Annotated in this window: 16 protein-coding genes; 6 read left to right on the forward strand and 10 right to left on the reverse strand. The window is 70.6% G+C overall.

Annotated elements, in window-relative coordinates; translation table 11 throughout:
• Positions 1 to 207 precede the first annotated feature (207 nt).
• Positions 208 to 1,521 (forward strand): citrate synthase, encoded by a 1,314-nt coding sequence (locus AB0A63_RS05500; protein ID WP_360385647.1) that lies wholly within the window; start codon positions 208 to 210, stop codon positions 1,519 to 1,521.
• Between the two features lie 68 nt (positions 1,522 to 1,589).
• Entirely contained in the window at positions 1,590 to 2,837 is a 1,248-nt protein-coding gene (locus tag AB0A63_RS05505; protein ID WP_360386642.1) for a deoxyribodipyrimidine photo-lyase, read from the forward strand.
• Here the strand turns inward: AB0A63_RS05505 and AB0A63_RS05510 are convergent.
• Complete coding sequence (locus tag AB0A63_RS05510) at positions 2,827 to 4,008, reverse strand: ABC transporter permease (RefSeq protein WP_360385649.1); 1,182 nt, start codon at positions 4,006 to 4,008, stop codon at positions 2,827 to 2,829. The two genes, AB0A63_RS05505 and AB0A63_RS05510, sit on opposite strands and share 11 nt — an antisense overlap.
• Positions 4,005 to 4,913: an ATP-binding cassette domain-containing protein gene (locus AB0A63_RS05515; protein WP_360385651.1), complete on the reverse strand. Its 909-nt coding sequence runs from the start codon at positions 4,911 to 4,913 to the stop codon at positions 4,005 to 4,007. The genes AB0A63_RS05510 and AB0A63_RS05515 overlap by 4 nt, the downstream gene beginning before the upstream one ends.
• Before the next feature lie 129 nt (positions 4,914 to 5,042).
• On the opposite strand from AB0A63_RS05515, the gene AB0A63_RS05520 reads away from it, so the two are divergent.
• Genes AB0A63_RS05520 through AB0A63_RS05530 form a run of 3 tightly spaced genes read left to right on the forward strand, consistent with a single transcriptional unit; the run spans position 5,043 to position 7,593 of the window.
• A complete protein-coding gene (locus AB0A63_RS05520; protein ID WP_360385653.1) occupies positions 5,043 to 5,495 on the forward strand; it encodes a YbaB/EbfC family nucleoid-associated protein in 453 nt (150 codons plus the stop codon).
• 20 nt (positions 5,496 to 5,515) lie between these two features.
• Positions 5,516 to 5,824 carry a hypothetical protein gene (locus AB0A63_RS05525; RefSeq protein ID WP_360385655.1) on the forward strand — a complete coding sequence of 103 codons (309 nt, stop codon included), beginning with the start codon at positions 5,516 to 5,518 and terminating at the stop codon, positions 5,822 to 5,824.
• Positions 5,821 to 7,593, forward strand: coding sequence for a hypothetical protein (locus AB0A63_RS05530; protein WP_360385657.1), 1,773 nt, complete (start codon positions 5,821 to 5,823; stop codon positions 7,591 to 7,593). Before AB0A63_RS05525 ends, AB0A63_RS05530 begins: the two co-directional genes overlap by 4 nt.
• A gap of 73 nt (positions 7,594 to 7,666) precedes the next feature.
• Here the strand turns inward: AB0A63_RS05530 and AB0A63_RS05535 are convergent, their stop codons facing one another.
• On the reverse strand, positions 7,667 to 9,052 hold the full coding sequence (locus AB0A63_RS05535) for a glycerol-3-phosphate dehydrogenase/oxidase (protein WP_360385659.1): 1,386 nt from the start codon (positions 9,050 to 9,052) through the stop codon (positions 7,667 to 7,669).
• Complete coding sequence (locus tag AB0A63_RS05540) at positions 9,049 to 9,615, reverse strand: TetR/AcrR family transcriptional regulator (RefSeq protein WP_360385661.1); 567 nt, start codon at positions 9,613 to 9,615, stop codon at positions 9,049 to 9,051. The genes AB0A63_RS05535 and AB0A63_RS05540 overlap by 4 nt, the downstream gene beginning before the upstream one ends.
• 16 nt (positions 9,616 to 9,631) lie before the next feature.
• Between AB0A63_RS05540 and AB0A63_RS05545 the strand changes: the two genes are divergently transcribed.
• The gene (locus AB0A63_RS05545; RefSeq protein ID WP_360385663.1) at positions 9,632 to 11,182 is read left to right on the forward strand and encodes an FAD-binding oxidoreductase; all 1,551 of its coding nucleotides are present in this window, start codon (positions 9,632 to 9,634) and stop codon (positions 11,180 to 11,182) included.
• A gap of 61 nt (positions 11,183 to 11,243) precedes the next feature.
• Here the strand turns inward: AB0A63_RS05545 and AB0A63_RS05550 are convergent, their stop codons facing one another.
• The 6 genes from AB0A63_RS05550 to AB0A63_RS05575 form a co-directional block, all read right to left on the reverse strand.
• Entirely contained in the window at positions 11,244 to 12,251 is a 1,008-nt protein-coding gene (locus AB0A63_RS05550) for an NADP-dependent oxidoreductase (RefSeq protein WP_360385665.1), read from the reverse strand.
• An 85-nt stretch (positions 12,252 to 12,336) separates the two neighbouring features.
• On the reverse strand, positions 12,337 to 13,050 hold the full coding sequence (locus tag AB0A63_RS05555; protein ID WP_360385667.1) for a GNAT family N-acetyltransferase: 714 nt from the start codon (positions 13,048 to 13,050) through the stop codon (positions 12,337 to 12,339).
• Positions 13,051 to 13,494, reverse strand: a complete 444-nt coding sequence (locus tag AB0A63_RS05560; RefSeq protein ID WP_360385669.1) for a hypothetical protein — start codon at positions 13,492 to 13,494, stop codon at positions 13,051 to 13,053. It abuts the gene before it with no gap.
• Positions 13,491 to 16,310 carry an FtsK/SpoIIIE domain-containing protein gene (locus AB0A63_RS05565; protein WP_360385671.1) on the reverse strand — a complete coding sequence of 940 codons (2,820 nt, stop codon included), beginning with the start codon at positions 16,308 to 16,310 and terminating at the stop codon, positions 13,491 to 13,493. Before AB0A63_RS05565 ends, AB0A63_RS05560 begins: the two co-directional genes overlap by 4 nt.
• The gene (locus AB0A63_RS05570; protein ID WP_360385673.1) at positions 16,310 to 16,561 is read right to left on the reverse strand and encodes a hypothetical protein; all 252 of its coding nucleotides are present in this window, start codon (positions 16,559 to 16,561) and stop codon (positions 16,310 to 16,312) included. The genes AB0A63_RS05565 and AB0A63_RS05570 overlap by 1 nt, the downstream gene beginning before the upstream one ends.
• Positions 16,561 to 16,821 (reverse strand): hypothetical protein, encoded by a 261-nt coding sequence (locus AB0A63_RS05575; RefSeq protein WP_360385675.1) that lies wholly within the window; start codon positions 16,819 to 16,821, stop codon positions 16,561 to 16,563. The genes AB0A63_RS05570 and AB0A63_RS05575 overlap by 1 nt, the downstream gene beginning before the upstream one ends.
• Between the last annotated feature and the right edge of the window lie 151 nt (positions 16,822 to 16,972).

The raw sequence follows: 16,972 nt of genomic DNA on the forward strand, positions 1-16,972 counted from the left end.
ACCGTGGGGGAGCCGCGCTAGAAACCTGCATCGCGGATGTGATGCCGGTCCCATCTCACAGAATCGGTTCACACCGCTGCTGCGAGGCGGGCCTTCCGCCGACTAGCGTGGATGAACTTGAAGACTCAGATCCCAACGGGGTGGTCCGAGACGACGGCAGTCCGCGCGGGCTGCCGCCACCCCGTCCGAGCGTTGAGAGGGACTTGAATGCCCGACGCGACGACTGCGCCGAACGACACCCAGACCGTCGCGCTGCGCCACGGGGGCGGAGAGCTCGAGATGAAGGTGGTGCCGGCGACCGAAGGCGCGTCCGGCATCGAACTCGGCAAACTGCTGTCGACGACCGGTCTGGTGACCCTGGACACCGGTTTCGTCAACACGGCCTCCTGCTCCTCCGAGATCACCTACATCGACGGTGACGCGGGCATTCTGCGTTACCGCGGGTACCCGATCGAGCAGCTGGCCCAGCGTTCGAACTTCGCCGAGGTCTCCTACCTCCTGATCTACGGCGAGCTTCCGACCGCCGCGCAGCTCGAGGACTTCACCTCCAAGATCAGCCGCCACACGCTGCTGCACGAGGACCTCAAGCGCTTCTTCGACGGCTTCCCGCGTGACGCGCACCCGATGCCGGTGCTGTCCTCCGCGGTCTCGGCCCTGTCGACCTTCTACCAGGACTCGCTGTCGCCGTTCGACGCCAACCAGGTCGAGATCTCCACGATCCGCCTGCTGGCGAAGCTCCCGACGATCGCGGCCTACGCCTACAAGAAGTCGGTCGGCCAGCCGTTCCTCTACCCGGACAACTCGCTTGGCCTGGTGGAGAACTTCCTGCGGATGACCTTCGGGTTCCCGGCGGAGGCCTACGACCTCGACCCGGACCTGGTCCGCGCGCTCGACCTGCTGTTCATCCTGCACGCCGACCACGAGCAGAACTGCTCCACGTCGACCGTGCGCCTGGTCGGCTCCTCCGAGGCGAACCTCTTCGCGTCCATCTCCGCGGGCATCAACGCCCTCTTCGGCCCGCTGCACGGCGGCGCGAACAGCGCGGTGCTGGAGATGCTGGAGAAGATCAAGGCCGACGGCGGCGACGTGGCGTCGTTCGTCAACAAGGTCAAGAACAAGGAGGACGGCGTCCGCCTGATGGGCTTCGGCCACCGGGTCTACAAGAACTACGACCCGCGCGCCGCGATCATCAAGAAGACCGCCGACGAGATCCTCAACAAGCTCGGCGCCGACGACCAGCTGCTCGACATCGCGAAGCAGCTGGAGGAGACCGCTCTCGCGGACGACTACTTCATCTCCCGCAAGCTCTACCCGAACGTGGACTTCTACACGGGTCTGATCTACCGGGCGATGGGCTTCCCGACGAAGTTCTTCACCGTGCTGTTCGCGCTCGGCCGGCTCCCCGGCTGGATCGCGCACTGGCGCGAGATGATCAACGACCCGGCCACGAAGATCGGCCGCCCGCGGCAGATCTACACCGGGCCGACCGAGCGCGACTTCATCCCGATGGAGAACCGCTAGTCACCCACCGCTTCACCCGTGCGGGGTGCGCCTGTCATGCAGGCGCGCCCCGTTCGCCTTAGCGTCGGCTGGTGAGCTCTTCCCCCTCGATCGTCTGGTTCCGCCGCGACCTGCGGACGGCCGACCACCCGGCCCTCCTCGCCGCCGCCGGGCGTTCTCCCCGCGCGCTCGGGTTGTTCGTCCTGGACGACCGGTTGCTGAAGCCGTCGGGGCAGCCGCGGATCGAGTTCCTGCACCGCTGCCTGCACGCGCTGAACGACCAGCTGGGCGGCCGGCTGATGGTCGTGCACGGCGACCCGGTGAAGACGGTCCCGCGCATCGCACAGGAGATCGGCGCGGGCAGCGTCCACGTCTCCGCGGACTACGGGCCGTACGGGCGGCGCCGCGACGAGGCCGTCGAGGAGGCGCTGGGCGACGTCGAGCTCGTCCGCTCCGGCTCGCCCTACGCCGTCGCACCCGGCCGGGTGCTCAAGGGCGACGGCACGCCGTTCAAGGTCTTCACGCCGTTCCGCAACGCCTGGCTCGACCACGGCTGGCGCGCGCCCGCCGACACCGGCGCCTCCACTGTGGACTGGCTTGAACCGCCGCACAGCACCGCGATCCCGAAGACCACCGAGAAGCTGCCGGACGCCATGCGGTTGTGGGAGGAGTTCCGCGACGAACGACTGCCGGACTACGACAAGACCCGCGACCGGCCCGACCTCGACGCCACGAGCCGGCTGTCGGCGTTCCTGCGGTGGGGCGTGCTGCACCCCCGCACGCTCCTGCGGGACTGCGACGGCACGTACCGCAGCGAGCTCGCGTGGCGCGAGTTCTACGCGGACGTGTTGTGGCACAAGCCGGAGACCGCGCGGCAGAACCTCGACCGCAAGTTCGACCGGATGGTGCACGACGACGACCGGGAGCTGTTCGAGGCCTGGAAGCAGGGGCGCACCGGCTACCCGATCGTCGACGCCGGCATGCGCCAGCTGCTCGCGGAAGGCTTCATGCACAACCGGGTGCGCATGATCGTCGCCAGCTTCCTCGTGAAGGACCTGCACCTGCCGTGGTGGTGGGGTGCGCGGCACTTCATGGAGCACCTCGTCGACGGCGACCTCGCGTCGAACCAGCACAACTGGCAGTGGGTTGCCGGCTGCGGCACGGACGCGGCGCCGTTCTTCCGGATCTTCAACCCGATCACGCAGGCCAAGAAGTTCGACCCGGACGGCGCGTACGTCCGCAGGTACGCGCCCGACTCGGCGGACCTCACGCCGATCGTCGACCACGCGGTCGAACGCCAGGTCGCGCTCGACCGCTACCAGGCCATCAAGTCCTGAACGCCTCGCGGAGCTTGACGCGAGCGCCGGTCCGCAGCACGGCGTTCGCGTAGACCTTGCCGCCCAGCCACGTGATCACCGCGATGGCCACCAGCGCCAGCACCACGGCCAGCACCACCTGCCAGGCGGGGGCGACGCCCAATGCCATCCGGCCCGGCATCAGGATCGGGGCGAACGGCGGCAGCAGCGACAGAACCGTCACGGTCACCCCGGACGGGCTGCCGATCATCAGGTTGATGCCGGCCACGAACGCCACGATGATCGTCATGCTGATCGGCGTCAGCACCGACTGCAGCTCCTCCTGCCGCGACACCAGCGACGCGGCGGCCGCGAACACCGTGGCGTACAGGAAGAACCCGAGCAGGTACCAGAGCACGCCGGTCGCCAGCGCCGTCACGCCCACCGCGCCGACGTCGACCACGTCGAACCCCGACGACAGCGCGAGCCCGACCGTGGAGATCACCAGCAGCTGCAGCAACCCGACCGCGCCGAGACCGATCACCTTGCCCAGCAACAACTGCCACGGCCGCACGGTCGCGAGCAGGATCTCCACGACCCGGCTCGACTTCTCCTCGACCACGCCCTGCGCGACCATGGTTCCGTAGACCAGCAACGAGTAGTACAGCAGCGCGGCCACTACCAGCCCGATGGCGAGGCGCTGACCTTGTTGCGAGTCAACGGGTTCCAGCGCTGTCACGCCCACCCGCACGTTGGCGAGGTTCTCCGCGACCTGCTGCGGGGTGATGCCCGCCTCCGCGAGCTGCGCGACCAGGACCTGTTGGCGCAGCACGTCGTTGAGCGCCGTGGTCAGCACCGAGTCGCCGGAGCCCTTGACGATCATCTTCAGCTCCGGTGGCGCACCGGTCACCAGCGCGTCGAGCGCGCCGTCGCGGACCAGCTGCTCGGCGTTGGCGTCGGTGGTGACGTCGCGCGTCTCCAGCTCGACGCCGAACGACATCGCCTTGTCCCGCAGCGGTTCCGCGAGCTGCGTGGCCTGGCCGGACAACCCGACGACGCTGCGCTGGTGGTCGTCGAACAGCACCGACTGCAGCACCACGTACCCGGCGAGCACCGCGATGATCACCGCGGTGCCGATGAGGAACGACCTCGTGCGCACCTTCGTGACGAACTCGCGCCGCGCCACCAGTCCGACCGCCCTGGCGGATGTCATGCGGTCCTCTCCCCGGTGGTCACGACGTTGCGGAAGAGCTCGGTCAGCGCCGGGCGCTGCCGGGAGAACTCGTGCACCGGACCGGCCGACAGGGCCGCGTGCAGCACGGCCTGGTCGTCGGTGCCGTCCACGAGCTCCAGCACGCAGCGCGTCCCGTTCTCCTCGATCACCCGCACGCCGTCCAGCGTGGCAGCCCAGTCGGTCGTCGGCGATTCGACGACCAGGCGCGGCACCCCGCCCGAACGCAGCTCGTCCACGGTGCCGACGGCGACCATCGCACCCTCGCTCACGATGCCGACCCGGTCGCACAGCCGTTCCACCAGGTCGAGCTGGTGGCTGGAGAACACCACGGGCACCCCGGCGGAGGCCTTCTCGCGCAGCACACCGCTCATCACGTCCACCGCGACCGGGTCGAGCCCGGAGAACGGCTCGTCGAGCACCAGGACGTCCGGGTCGTGCACCAGGGCCGCGGCGAGCTGCACGCGCTGCTGGTTGCCGAGGCTGAGCCGCTGCACCTCGTCGGTGCGCCGGTCGCGCAGCCCGAGCCGGGCGATCCAGTTCTCGGCGTTGCGGTGCGCCTCGTTCGTGCCCAGGCCGTGCAGCTCGGCCAGGTAGACGAGCTGGTCGAGGACCTTCATCCGCGGGTAGAGCCCGCGTTCCTCCGGCATGTAGCCGATCCGCCGCCGGGTGTCGAGGTCGACGGCTCTGCCGTTCCACCGCACCTCGCCGGAGTCGGCGGCGAGCACGCCCAGCGCGATCCGCATGGTCGTGGTCTTCCCGGCGCCGTTGCTGCCGACGAACCCGAAGAGCTCGCCCGCACGCACGTCGAACGACATGTCCCGCAGGGCGACGACCTCTCCGTAGCGCTTGGAGACCGCGTCGATCTCCAGCACCCCCTCAGGCACGGTGCACCCCTTCGTTAGCCCGGATGGCGGTAATCGGACTCAAAGTATCGATGAGCAGGGAACGGGTGAAACGATACGGGCGTCTACGGCGAATCGAACGAACGACTGATTCACTCAACGGGGGTGACCATGCAGCCCATCGAGCCCGACCAGTGGCTCGCCCAGTACGGGGCGAAGATCGAGCAGGCCAAGCAGCAGGCCGAGCAGGCCCGCGACCAGCTCGGAGGCGTGGGCGGGAGCGCCAGCTCGCCGGACGGGATGATCACGGTGACCGTCAACGCCACCGGCGTGTTGACAGATCTCCGCATCAAGCCGGAAGCCCGCGGCATGGACCCCGGTCAGATCGCGTCCGAGATCCTCACCGCCTCGGCGAAGGCCCAGCGTGAGGCGTCCGGGCGGGTGGTGCAGATCATGACCGACTTCGTCGGCGAGAGCCCGGCCCTGGACTTCGTGAAGCAACAGATGCCGAACGGATACAAGGGCGACGGAACCGACGAGGACGAACCGAAGTCGGAGTTGGAGCGCAAGGACACGCGGCCCGACGACGAGTACTTCACGAACCCGCCCGACGTCATGGCCTGAGTGCAGGAGGGGGTTAAGGCATGAGCCAGTTCAATCTCGATCTCGACGAGCTCAGACGCCACGCCGCGAGCGTGGAACGGCTGACCGATCGGATGCGCAAGGCCACCGAGACGTGTGATCCGGGTGCTCTCACGACCGAGGCGTTCGGCGTGTTCGCGGGCTTCCTGGCCTCGCACATCCTCAAGACCGCCGGACTGTCGCAGGACGGTCTCGGCAAGGCCGCCAACTCGCTGATGGACATGGGCATCGGGCTCAAGGAGACCATCGAGCAGTACGAGCAGGTCGACCTCGACAACATGTTCGGCTTCACCGGAAAGGGCCGAGGATGAACGCGCCCGCCACCCAGGCCGCGGGAACCGACCCGCAGCAGCTGATCAGCACCATTTCGAGCACCTACTCCGCGATCGAGCGCGGTGACTGGGTGCAGGGCGGTCTCGGCATCGCCAACACCGCGATGGGCATCGTCGGCATGGCGTCGAACCCGCTCAGCGGCTTCCTCTCCGCCGGTTTCAGCTGGGCCATCCAGCACGTCGACTTCCTGCGCGAGCCGTTCGACGTCCTGCTCGGCAACCCGGAGGCCATCGGCAAGATGGCCGGGTCGTTCCGGTCGGCCGGCAAGCAGGTCCACGACATCGCGGCCGAGTACAAGAAGATCTGCGTCGAGCAGACCCGCGAGTGGGAGGGCAAGGCCGCCGACGGCTACCGCGCGGCCGCCCAGAAGCACGCGGGCGGCCTGGAGTCGCTGGCCAAGGCCGCCGACGGCATCGCGGGTGCCGTCGAGGGCGCGGGCCAGCTGGTCGGCACCGTCCGCAAGATGATCATGGACATGATCAGCCAGGCCGTGTCCGACATGGTCATGAAGATCATCCAGTGGCTCGCGGCCTCGTTCCTCACCTTCGGCGCGGCCATCGCGGGCGCGATCTCCGACATCGTGACCACCGCGGTGAAGTACGCGAAGAAGCTGGCCGACTTCCTGCAGAAGCTCTCCGGTTCGCTGCAGAAGCTGATGAAGCTGGTCCAGAGCGTGCAGAAGATCGCCCAGACGGCCGAGCAGGTCATCAACGCGATCTCCGCGATGGCGCACAAGGGCGCCGGCGGTGGCGGCGGTGGCGTGACCCGCCCGTCCTCCGGCGGCCTGGGCATCGACGCGGGCCACCTCGACCGGGTGTCCGGCGGCGCGAACGGCCAGTACTCGCACGACCAGGGCGGCTACCGCGGCGGCCCCGGTGGCGGCAGCGGCGGTCCGCAGGTCCAGCCGGTCTACAACCCCGGTGGCGTCCCCGTCGGCGCGGGCGGCGGCAACACCGGCACGTCCGGCACCGGCGGCCCGGTGGTCCGCCCGCCGTACACGCCGCCCGGCCAGGGATCGGGCGGCGGTCAGTGGGTGCCCGGTCCCGGCGGTGGTTCCGGCGGTTCCGGCGGTCAGTGGGTGCCCGGACCCGGTGGCGGCTCCGGCGGCTACCCCGGTTACCCCCAGGGACCGGGTGGCGGCTCCGGCGGCTACCCCGGTTACCCCCAGGGACCCGGTGGCGGCTCCGGTGGCACCGGCAGCCAGGGTCCCGGCCGCTGGGTCCCCGGTCACTGGGAGTACGACCAGACGACCACGGCCGGTGGCAACACCGGGACGAGGCCGCCGTCGATCGGCACCCCGAGCACGGGTGACTGGTACCGGCCGGCCGTCGAGCACCCGGCGTCGCCCGCATCGTCCACGTCGGCGCACTCGGCCACGTCCGCGGCGGGCGGTGGCGGCGGTGGCGGCGGCATCCCCAAGGGCATGGGTGGCGGAGGCGGCGGCATCCCCGCCGGTGCCTTCGGTGGCGGCCCGGGCGGTGGCGGTGGCACGGGTGCGACCGCGATGCAGCACGGTGGCGCGGCCGGTGTCATGCCGACCGCCACGGGTGGCGTCGGTGGCGCTGTTCCCGCCGGTGGTGGCGGTGGCGGCGGTGGTGGTGCCGCGGGCGGCATGATGGGTGGCGCTCCGATGGCCGGTGCCGCCGGTCAGCAGGGCGGCTCCAACGAGCACAAGCGGAAGGTGCGGATCGAGGGCGACGCCCTGGTCGACCCGCCCAAGGCCGCGAAGCCCGTCATCGGCGAATAACCCGCGTTCCTCGCGCTGAGGGCGTCTGCGAGTACCACCGACTTCGTGTCGGTAGTACTTGCAGACGCCCTTTTCACACGGTGGCGAGGAGTTTCGCGATCTCCGGCTCCGCCCTGGCGCGGTCCGCGGGCACCAGGCCGATGCGGGTGCGCCGGTCGAGCACGTCGTCGGCGGTGAGCGCGCCCTCGTGTCGGACGGCGTGCAGCACGTCCGCCTCCGTCACGCCGGGAGCGATCGGCGTGGTCGGGTGCGGCCGGTCGTCGACCAGGCGGATGTCCTTGGTGCGGCACGGCATCCGGGTCAGGCCCGTCGCGTTCACCGCGTCCGCCGCCATCCTGCGGTAGGTGGTGAGCTTGCCGCCGACGATCGTGAGCACGCCGTTCGGTGCCGTGAGGACGGTGTGGTTGCGCGACAGGTCGGCCGAGCGGCCCTCGGCCTCCAGCAGCGGCCGCAGCCCCGCGTAGCTGCCGATCACGTCCTGCCTCGTCAGCTCCCGCCGCAGCACATGGGAAGCGGTCCGCAGCAGGAAGTCCACATCGGACTCGGGAACGACCGGCACGTCCGGGACGTCGTCGACCGGCTCATCGGTGAGACCCAGGTAGGCGCGGCCGTTCGGCTGGGGGAGCAGCAACGCGTACCGGTTGCGCTCACCGGGGACCGGGATCGTGACCGCCGTCCCCGCGAGACCGACGCCCTTCGCGTCGACCACCAGGTGCGAGCCCCTCGACGGCGTGAGCCGCACCGGTGCGAGCGTCCCGGCCCAGACACCGGTGGCGTTGACCACCGCCCTGGCCCTGACCGTGAACGCGGTGCCGGTGAGCGTGTCCACCGCCTCGGCACCGTCACCCTCCAGCGCGGTGACCTTCGCACGGGTGATGATCCGCGCGCCGTGCCCCGCCGCGGTCCTGGCCAGCGCGACGACCAGCTGGGCGTCGTCGGTCAGCTGGCCGTCGTAGCTGAGCAGGCCGCCGAGGAGGTTGCGCGGGCTCAGCCCCGGGACCAGCGCCAGCGCCTCGTGCCGGTCCACCCGGCGCGGCCGCGGCAGGACCCGCGCGGACGTGCCGGCGGCGATGCGCAGCGCGTTGCCCGCCTTGAGCCCGGCCAGGACGAGGTTGTTCGCCTTGTCGTGCAACGGGAACAGCATCGGCAACGTGCGGGTGAGGTGCGGTGCCGTGCGCGTCATGAGGATGCCGCGCTCGACCGCGCTCTCGTGCGCGAGCTTCACGTCCCCGTTCGCCAGGTACCGCAGCCCGCCGTGCACGAGCTTGCTCGACCACCGCGACGTCCCGAACGCCAGGTCGTGCGCCTCCAGCAGCACGGTCCGCAGCCCGCGCGAGGCCGCGTCGAGCGCGACCCCCGCGCCCGTGACCCCGCCGCCGACCACGAGCACGTCGACGACCTCCCGTTGCGCCGCCTCCAGGTCCTCCTGGCGGCGGGCGGCGTTCAGCGACGTGTTCACGGCTTCAGCGCCCCGTCCAGCTGCCGGGCGAGCTCGTCCAGCAGCGAGGCGGGGTCGAGGCCCGACGTCGCCGGCCGCGTCGACAGCACCATGCCCTGCGTCGTCAGCAGCACCACGCGGGCCTGCGTCTTGGCGTCGCCGAACCGGATCGACCCGTCGAGGTGCCCGGCCTCGATCTGCGCGACCAGGAACTCCTCGACCAGCCGCTGCGTGCTGCCCAGCCGCTCGACCAGGTACGGCAGCATCAGCTCGGCGTCGAGCTGGAGCACCCGCTGCATCAGCGGGTTCGCGCCCAGCAGCCGGATCGCGTCCACGGCCCGGCTGACCAGCTGCTCACGGGCGTTGCCGCGCCCCTGCGTCCGCTCCAGCAGCGCCGCGAACTCGCGCGTCATCAACGCCCGCACCAGGTGGTCCACGTCGGGGTACCGCCGGTACAGCGTCATGCGGCTCACGCCTGCCCGTTTCGCGACGTCGGTGAGGGTCGTGCGGCGCACCCCCACCTCCAGCACGCACTCGCGGGTCGCGTCCAGCAGGTCCTCGTCGGTGTGACGTTGAGACGTCATATGTAACACTGTAGCAGTGACTAGGGCCCGCTGGACCACCGAGACCACACCGCTGCCGCCGCACGCGCTGGCCTGGCTGAGCGCCCGCGTGGGCCTCGGCGACCCCTTCACGCCCGCCCCGGTGCAGGCGCCGCCGTCCGCGCTCTCCGAGGACGCGTTCACGGCCCTGGAAGCCGTGTGCACGATCAGCGTCCTGCCCGCCGACCGCCTCGGACACGCCGGCGGCCTCTCGTACCTCGACCTGCTGCGCCACCGCGGCCACGGCGACCTGCCCGTGCCCGACGCCGTGGTCGTCCCCGCCTCTCCCGAGGAGGTCTCCGAGGTCCTGCGCGTCTGCGTGGAGCACGACGTGGCCGTGGTCCCGTTCGGCGGCGGCACCTCGGTCGTCGGCGGTGTCGAGGCCCTGCGCGGTCCCAAGGACGCGGTCGTCGCCCTGGACCTGGCCGGACTCGGCTCCCTGGTGTCGGTCGACCCGGTCTCCCGCGTGGCCGTGCTCCAGGCGGGCGTCACCGGCCCGGAGGCCGAACGCCTGCTCGGCGAGCACGGCTTCACCCTCGGCCACTTCCCGCAGTCGTTCGAACGGGCCACGATCGGCGGTTTCGCGGCCACCCGCTCCGCCGGCCAGGCCTCCTCGGGCTACGGCCGCTTCGAGGACATGGTCGAGTCGGTCCGCATCGCCACCCCCGCCGGTGAGTGGGTCGTCGGCACCGCACCGGCCTCCGCCGCAGGCCCGGACCTGAAACAGCTGGTCATCGGCTCGGAGGGCCAGTTCGGCGTGATCACCGAGGTGTCGGTGCGGGTGCGCCCCAAGCCGAACGGCCCGCGTTACGAGGGCTTCGTGGTCGACGGCTGGGAGGCGGGCGTCGAGCTCGTGCGCACGCTGGCCCAGAACGGCGCTCTGGCCGACATCACTCGTCTGTCCGATGAGCACGAAACGGAGGTCGCGCTGGCGTTGGCCGGTAGCAAGGCCTCCGTGGTGACGCGCTATCTGCGCCTACGGGGAGTCCGCAACCCGTGCCTGGTCATCCTGGGCTGGGAGTGCCGTTCGCGGTCGGCGACCATGAGCTCGTTGAGCGGCCACCGCGTCGTGCGCCTCGGCCGCGCCATGGGGGCGTCCTGGCTGCACGGCCGGTACAACGGGCCGCGCCAACGCGACGCACTGCTCGACGCCGGTGTGGCCGTGGAGACGCTGGAGACCGCCACGCACTGGTCGCGGGTCTCGCAGCTGCGGGACGCGGTCCGGGAGGCCCTGCTGGGCGAGCTGGGGGACGCGGTGGTCATGTGCCACATCTCCCACGCGTACGAGACGGGTGCCTCGCTGTACTTCACGGTGCTGGTGCCGCGCGACCTCGCCGACCCGGTGGGGCAGTGGGCGCGGGCGAAGGTGGCGGCGTCCGAGGCGATCTCCCGGCTCGGGACCATCACGCACCACCACGCGGTCGGACGGGACCACCGGCCGTGGCTGGAGCACGAGATCGGCGCCATCGGCGTCGGCGTGCTGCGCGCCGTGAAGACCCGCCTCGACCCGACCGGCATCCTCAACCCCGGCAAACTGCTGCCGCTGTGAACGCACGCGGGGCGCTTTCGTGCTCCAGAAGAGTACGAAAGCGCCCCGCGTGCACTCGAAATCAGAACTTCACGAGCATCTTTCCGGTGTTGTCGCCGCGCAGCATGCCCAGGAAGGCCGCCGGGGCCTGCCGGACGCCGCCCTCGACGACGGTCTCGCTGTACTTCAGCTCCCCGGACGCGATCCACGCCCCGACCTCGGCCACGAACTGCGGCTGCAACGCCTTGTGGTCACCCACGAGCATGCCGCGCAGCGTCAGCCGCTTCGCCAGGACCTGGATCAGGTTGCGCGGGCCGGTGGGCGTCCCGGCCTCGTTGTACTGCGAGATCGCACCGCACATCGTGATGCGCCCGTTGAGGTTCAGCGCGCCGATCGCGGCTTCCAGGTGCTCGCCGCCGACGTTGTCGAAGTACACGTCGATGCCGTCGGGTGCGGCGGTCGCGAGCTGCGGTGCGACCGGGCCGTCCTTGTAGTTGAACGCGGCGTCGAAGCCGAGCTCCTCGACGAGGTACTCGACCTTCTCGGGGGAGCCGGCCGAGCCGATGACGCGGGAGGCGCCCTTCAGACGGGCGATCTGGCCCACGAGCTGGCCCACGGCACCCGCGGCGCCGGAGACGAAGACCGCGTCGCCCTCCTTGAACTCCGCGGTGGTCAGCAGGCCCGCGTAGGCGGTCAGCCCTGGCATGCCGAGCACGCCCAGGTAAGCCGACAGGGGAGCGACGGACGGGTCGACCTTCACGGCGTGCGTGCCGGCGACGACGGCGTACTCGCGCCAGCCCAGGCCGTGCAGGACGTGGTCACCGACCGCGAAGCCCTCGGCGTTCGAGGCCACGACCTCGCCCACCGCACCGCCGTCGAGGGGGGCGCCGACCTGGAACGGGGGCACGTACGACTTCACGTCGTTCATCCGGCCGCGCATGTACGGGTCGACGCTCATGAACACGTTGCGCACCAGGACCTGCCCCTCGCCCGGCGTCGGGATCTCCACCTCGGCGATCTCGAAGGTGTCCTCGGTCGGCCAGCCGGTCGGGCGGGACGCGAGCCGGACCTCGAGTGCGGTGCTGGTCATGGTCGAACCATCTCCATCCAGAGTCGTGTGAACGTCGGTACCTCGCACAACGCCCCGTAAACGGATAAAGATTCCACTTTGTGAGCTAGGTCGCAGGCAGCAGGGTCGTCACGTCGCGGTACGCGAACCCCAGCTTGCGGTACAAGGCGATGGCCGGCTGGTTGGAGTTCTCCACCAGCAGCGCGCAGGTGCCGTACAGGTCGAGCAGCGCCGACGCCACGAACTGGCACACCCGCAGCCCCAGGCCGCACCGCGCGTGGGAAGGGTGCACCGCCACGCCCATCATGAAACCGACGTCCACCGACGACCACGCCTCCGCGGCCGTCGCCACCAGCGCGTCGTCCTCGACCACACCGGCCCAGCGGCGCACGCCCGGTTCGCCCGGCCACGCCCACGACGACGGCAACGCCTTGCGCAGCAACGGTTCCACCTCGTCGTCCGAGGACAGCCAGCCCACGCCGGGAGGAGCGGCCAGCGAACCGGAGCGGTCCATCCACCCGAACGGCCCGTCCTCCACCCACGGCTCAGGCATCAGCGTCCGCACCTCCGCCGCCACCGACCGCTCCAGCATGGGCCGCAACGAGACACCGCGCCCGTGCGCCGCCAGCAGCGACGCCACGCCCTCGCTGGGACCGGACAGCACCAGCCTGCGCCGGCGCGTCAGGCACGGTGCGTGCACGGCGACCGCGCCGCGGTGCTCCCAGGCCGCACCGCCCGCCGACAACGCCTGAGCGGCCCACCGGACCAGCGGGTCCGCGCAGGCGTCGAGCACGTCGGCGGTGGTGCGCAACCGGCGCACTCAGTCCTTCTGCTTGCGGCGCAACAGGGTGCGCTTGGCCAGCGCGTTCTCCAGCGCCTGGTAGGCGAGGTCCATCCGCTCGTTGTACTCGCTCTGCGGCCGGGGCTGCACCGACTCGTCCGGCAGCGGCGGCGTGGTCATCTGCAACCAGCGCTCGTTCCACAGCTGCTCGACGGCCTGCTCCCAGTGCAGCGCGGCACCCATCCGCACCACCCGCTCGCGGTCGCGGACCTCGGCGATCTGCCGCTGCGTGGCCGCGATCCGCTCGGCCAGCTCGGCGCAGCGCACCTCGTCGAGCTTGCGCTGGCGTGCCGCCGCTTCCGTGGCGATGGCGATGATCTCCTTGTAGCGCTCCACCGCGGACAGCGCCGGCGCCTCGACCACCTCCTCGCTCTGGCGTTGAGCCGGAACCGACTCGAACATCGCCGTAGTCATCGGGTTCATGACACCTCACCTGTGTCGAACGGGATGATCACCTGCGGTCGCGAGTGCTCGAACCGGTCGAAGAACAGGCCGCGCCGCGGTCGTGGCGACCACGCCATCACCTGTTCCGGTCCGAGCGACAGCAGCTCCTTGCCCTGGACGTCGAACGCCACCCAGGCGCCGATGTCGTCGTACACACCGGGCGGAAGACTCGACTTCAGCCGCTGCACACCGCGCCACCAGCCCAGCACGTGCGTGCGGTGCTCCGGGCCGTGCTTCAGCACCGCCCGCAGGCTGTCCACACCGGACGACCGCGTCGCCGGGTCCTTCTGCTCCAGCAGCGTGAGCGCCGCGTCGACGCCGTACAGCACCAGGTAGTGCGGTTTCAACGGCGCCTCGGCCTGGCCCGTGCCGATCGACTGCAGCCGGGCCGCCGTCTGGTCCAGCACCTCGCGGATGCGGTCGATCTGGACCACGTCCGCGTCGTGCCCGTCGTGGCTCAGGCGCTTCATCAGGTGGAGCGCGGAGGGCATCGCCTCCTCGACCAGGCAGGCCAGCGTGAACACCGCCTCGTGCGGGTGGTGCTGGCGGCCCAGCGACGCGGCCGCTCCACCGAGCACCGCGGCCGCGTCCTGGACCACGGAGCCGATCACCGCGATGTTGCGTCCCGGCGTGCGGGCGAAGCGCACCTTCGCCGCGCTGCCCGCGACGTCGATGACCTGTCCGAGGAGCACCGTGGGCGATGCGTCGCCCGGTCGCAGGTCGAGGAAGTCCGGTGTCGCGTCCAGCAGCGGGACCTTGCTGCCGTCGAACAGGCCGGGTGCCTGGCCGGGTTCGCGCCGCCACAGCTCGGACTGCAGGAAGTCCATGGTGCCCTTGGACGTCGAGTCCGGGATGCGCGCGATCTCGTTGCCCGGCTTCACACCTGACTCGTGGTTGATCACCGCGTGCCAGCGCGGCAGCTCCACGGCGGCGTCGTTCTGCGGCTCGGCCAGCACCCGGCGGGCCTTCGGCAGCGCGATGCGGACCGTGAACTGCTCGAAGATCGCCGACTTGCCCCAGAACCCCTCGATGCCCGAGACGTCCTGCGACGACAGCACCAGGTGGATGCCCTGCGACCGGCCGCGCCGCGCCACGTCCTCCAGCAGCTGCGTGGCCGCCGCCGTGACCTGGTCGCGCTCGCCGAACAGGTACTGGAACTCGTCGATCACCGCGACGATCCGCGGCCACCGGCCGCCGGGGTCCTCGACCCGCAGGTGTTCGAGCTTCGTCACCTCGTGCTGCTTGGCCGCGTCCGCGCGCCTGCGCATCTCGTCGGACAGGAACTTCAGCAGCGCCACGCCGAACTCGCGGTCGGTGTTGACGTTCACGCCGACCAGGCGCGCGTGCGGCAGCCACGACGGGTCCTTGCGGCCCGGCGCGAACTGCGCGAACGACACGCCTTCCTTGAAGTCCAGCAGGTACAGCTCGAGCTCGTCGGGCGAGTAGCGCGCGCACAGCGAACCGAGCATCGCGTAGAGGAAGTTCGTCTTGCCGGAGCCGGAGGGCCCGCCGATCAACGCGTGCGGCGAGGTGTCGCCGAGCTGCACGCAGACCTGCTGGCCGTCGTCGAACCCCACGGGCGCAACGACTCCGGCCGCCGAGTTCTCCGTCCACGGACGCTCCGGCAGCAGGTCGCCGAACTTGCCCATCCGCGAACGGCGTTCCTCGCGCTTGTCCGCGATGGCGGCACATGCGCGCGGCACCAGCGTCCGCGGCAGCGCGGGGTCCAGCGTCACGGTCACGTGCTTGCCGGTCATCGTGCAGGTCGCGGTTCCGTCGCCGCGCAACGACACCGTCTCCACCGGCGAGTTGACCGTGATCGGGATGTCCACGATGAACAGCTGCACGCCGCACGCCAAACCGTTGCGCGCCACGCGTTGCAGCTGCTGCTGGTGCTCTTCCCGCAACGCCTTGCGGTTGCCGAACAGCACGGCGATCCGCCACGGCTCGGTGCGCCGGCCCTCACCGCTGACCGACCGCACGGTGAGGTGCCCGTCGACCAGGACCTTGGTGTGCACCTGGCGGATGTGCTCGGACAGCTCGTCGAGCAGTTCGTGCAGGCGCGCAGGGTCGTGCACCGTCAGCAGACCGGCGCGGGTCAGCGGGTACAGCCCCGGCAACGACCCGGTCAGCTGCCCGACGTCCCACACGTGCACGTGCACCAGACCCGGCTGGAAGTGCGAGAGGACCCGCAGCAACAGGTTCTCCACCAGCGTGTCCGCGAGCTGGCGGCTGTCCGGTGTGGACGCTACGTGCAGGTGCGACTGGTCCAGCAGCGGCACGGCGACCGGGAACGGCTGGGCCTCCGGCGCGGAGGTGACCACGCCGGTGCCGATCCGCCACAGCTCCGGCACGCCCTCGCTGCCGTCGTGCGCGCCCGGCGTGCCGAGCCACGACTCGTGCGGCCACGACGCCGGTCCGGCGGCGACCGAGCTCACCAGCGCGGTCAGCTGGTCGGGCCCGGTCGCGGACCACTCGTGGTAGGACTGCTGCCAGTCGTGCCTGATCTGGTCGAGCCGCTCGGCGAACTCCGGCATGGACAGCGGGGCCTGGCGCGGGTGCCCGGTCCGCTTCTCGTCCACGGTGAGGAACGCGGTCACGTCGGCGAGCGCCGCGTCCCGCAACGCCCGGTCGATGCCCACGCCGCGCACGGTGAACTCGACGATGTCCTTCGCGTGCTCCGTGGCGAGGGCGCGGTGCTCCCGTGCCACGGAGCCCAGCGCGGCCGCTACGGCGCGCTGGAAGTCCGCGAAGGCCTCCTCGATCCGGCGCCGCCGGTCGTCCCGCCTGCTCATCACAGCTCCACGGTGAGTCGTTGGATGCGCTCGAGGGTTCCCACCATCAGCTCCAGCTGTTCGGGGAATCTTTCCTTCGCACGCACGAACTCCGCTGGAAGCAGCGACTCGTGGTGGTTCTCGCTCGACTCGGCGAGGATGGCGACCGCCTCGTCGAGACCGTCCTGCGCGCTGCGCACACTGCGGTACGCCTCGCGCAGGATCTCGCTCGCCTGCTCGAGCGCGGCGCGGACCTCGCCGATCGATGCCATCAAAGCCTGCTGTTGATGCCCTCGGCCCCGGAGATGCCGGCGCCGAGGTAGTTCTGCAGCTCGCTCACACCGGAGACGACCTGCTGGAACTGCGCGTTCGTCGTTTCGACGTCCGCCTGCACGGAGCCCTGGGTGACCGATGTCAGCAGCTGCTGCGCGTCCTCGGCGAGATCGGCCGCCTGTTGGAGGGCCGACTGGCTTTGGCTCGCCTTGTCGATCGCCTGGGCAATTGCGGCACGGACCTCTTCGATGCTGGCCATGTCGACTCCCGAACCCTCCCGGAACAGGGTGGTCGCACGGCCACCCCAGTAGAGATTGTGCCCAGATTTTCACAGTTCATAACGAAGATCGGCTAACCGGGTGGATGCCTGAATGCACTCGAACGGGCCTTGCTTTAATGATCAGTTAGCC

Origin of the sequence: Lentzea sp. NPDC042327 (genome assembly GCF_040647275.1) — a bacterium.
GTDB lineage: Bacteria > Actinomycetota > Actinomycetes > Mycobacteriales > Pseudonocardiaceae > Lentzea.

Coding starts and splice junctions, on each gene's coding strand:
- AB0A63_RS05550 (WP_360385665.1), bottom strand. CDS start 12,251: ATGACCAGCACCGCACTCGAGGTCCGGCTCGCGTCCCGCCCGACCGGC.
- AB0A63_RS05525 (WP_360385655.1), top strand. CDS start 5,516: ATGAGCCAGTTCAATCTCGATCTCGACGAGCTCAGACGCCACGCCGCG.
- AB0A63_RS05570 (WP_360385673.1), bottom strand. CDS start 16,561: ATGGCATCGATCGGCGAGGTCCGCGCCGCGCTCGAGCAGGCGAGCGAG.
- AB0A63_RS05575 (WP_360385675.1), bottom strand. CDS start 16,821: ATGGCCAGCATCGAAGAGGTCCGTGCCGCAATTGCCCAGGCGATCGAC.
- AB0A63_RS05520 (WP_360385653.1), top strand. CDS start 5,043: ATGCAGCCCATCGAGCCCGACCAGTGGCTCGCCCAGTACGGGGCGAAG.
- AB0A63_RS05510 (WP_360385649.1), bottom strand. CDS start 4,008: ATGACATCCGCCAGGGCGGTCGGACTGGTGGCGCGGCGCGAGTTCGTC.
- AB0A63_RS05560 (WP_360385669.1), bottom strand. CDS start 13,494: ATGAACCCGATGACTACGGCGATGTTCGAGTCGGTTCCGGCTCAACGC.
- AB0A63_RS05500 (WP_360385647.1), top strand. CDS start 208: ATGCCCGACGCGACGACTGCGCCGAACGACACCCAGACCGTCGCGCTG.
- AB0A63_RS05565 (WP_360385671.1), bottom strand. CDS start 16,310: ATGAGCAGGCGGGACGACCGGCGGCGCCGGATCGAGGAGGCCTTCGCG.
- AB0A63_RS05530 (WP_360385657.1), top strand. CDS start 5,821: ATGAACGCGCCCGCCACCCAGGCCGCGGGAACCGACCCGCAGCAGCTG.
- AB0A63_RS05540 (WP_360385661.1), bottom strand. CDS start 9,615: ATGACGTCTCAACGTCACACCGACGAGGACCTGCTGGACGCGACCCGC.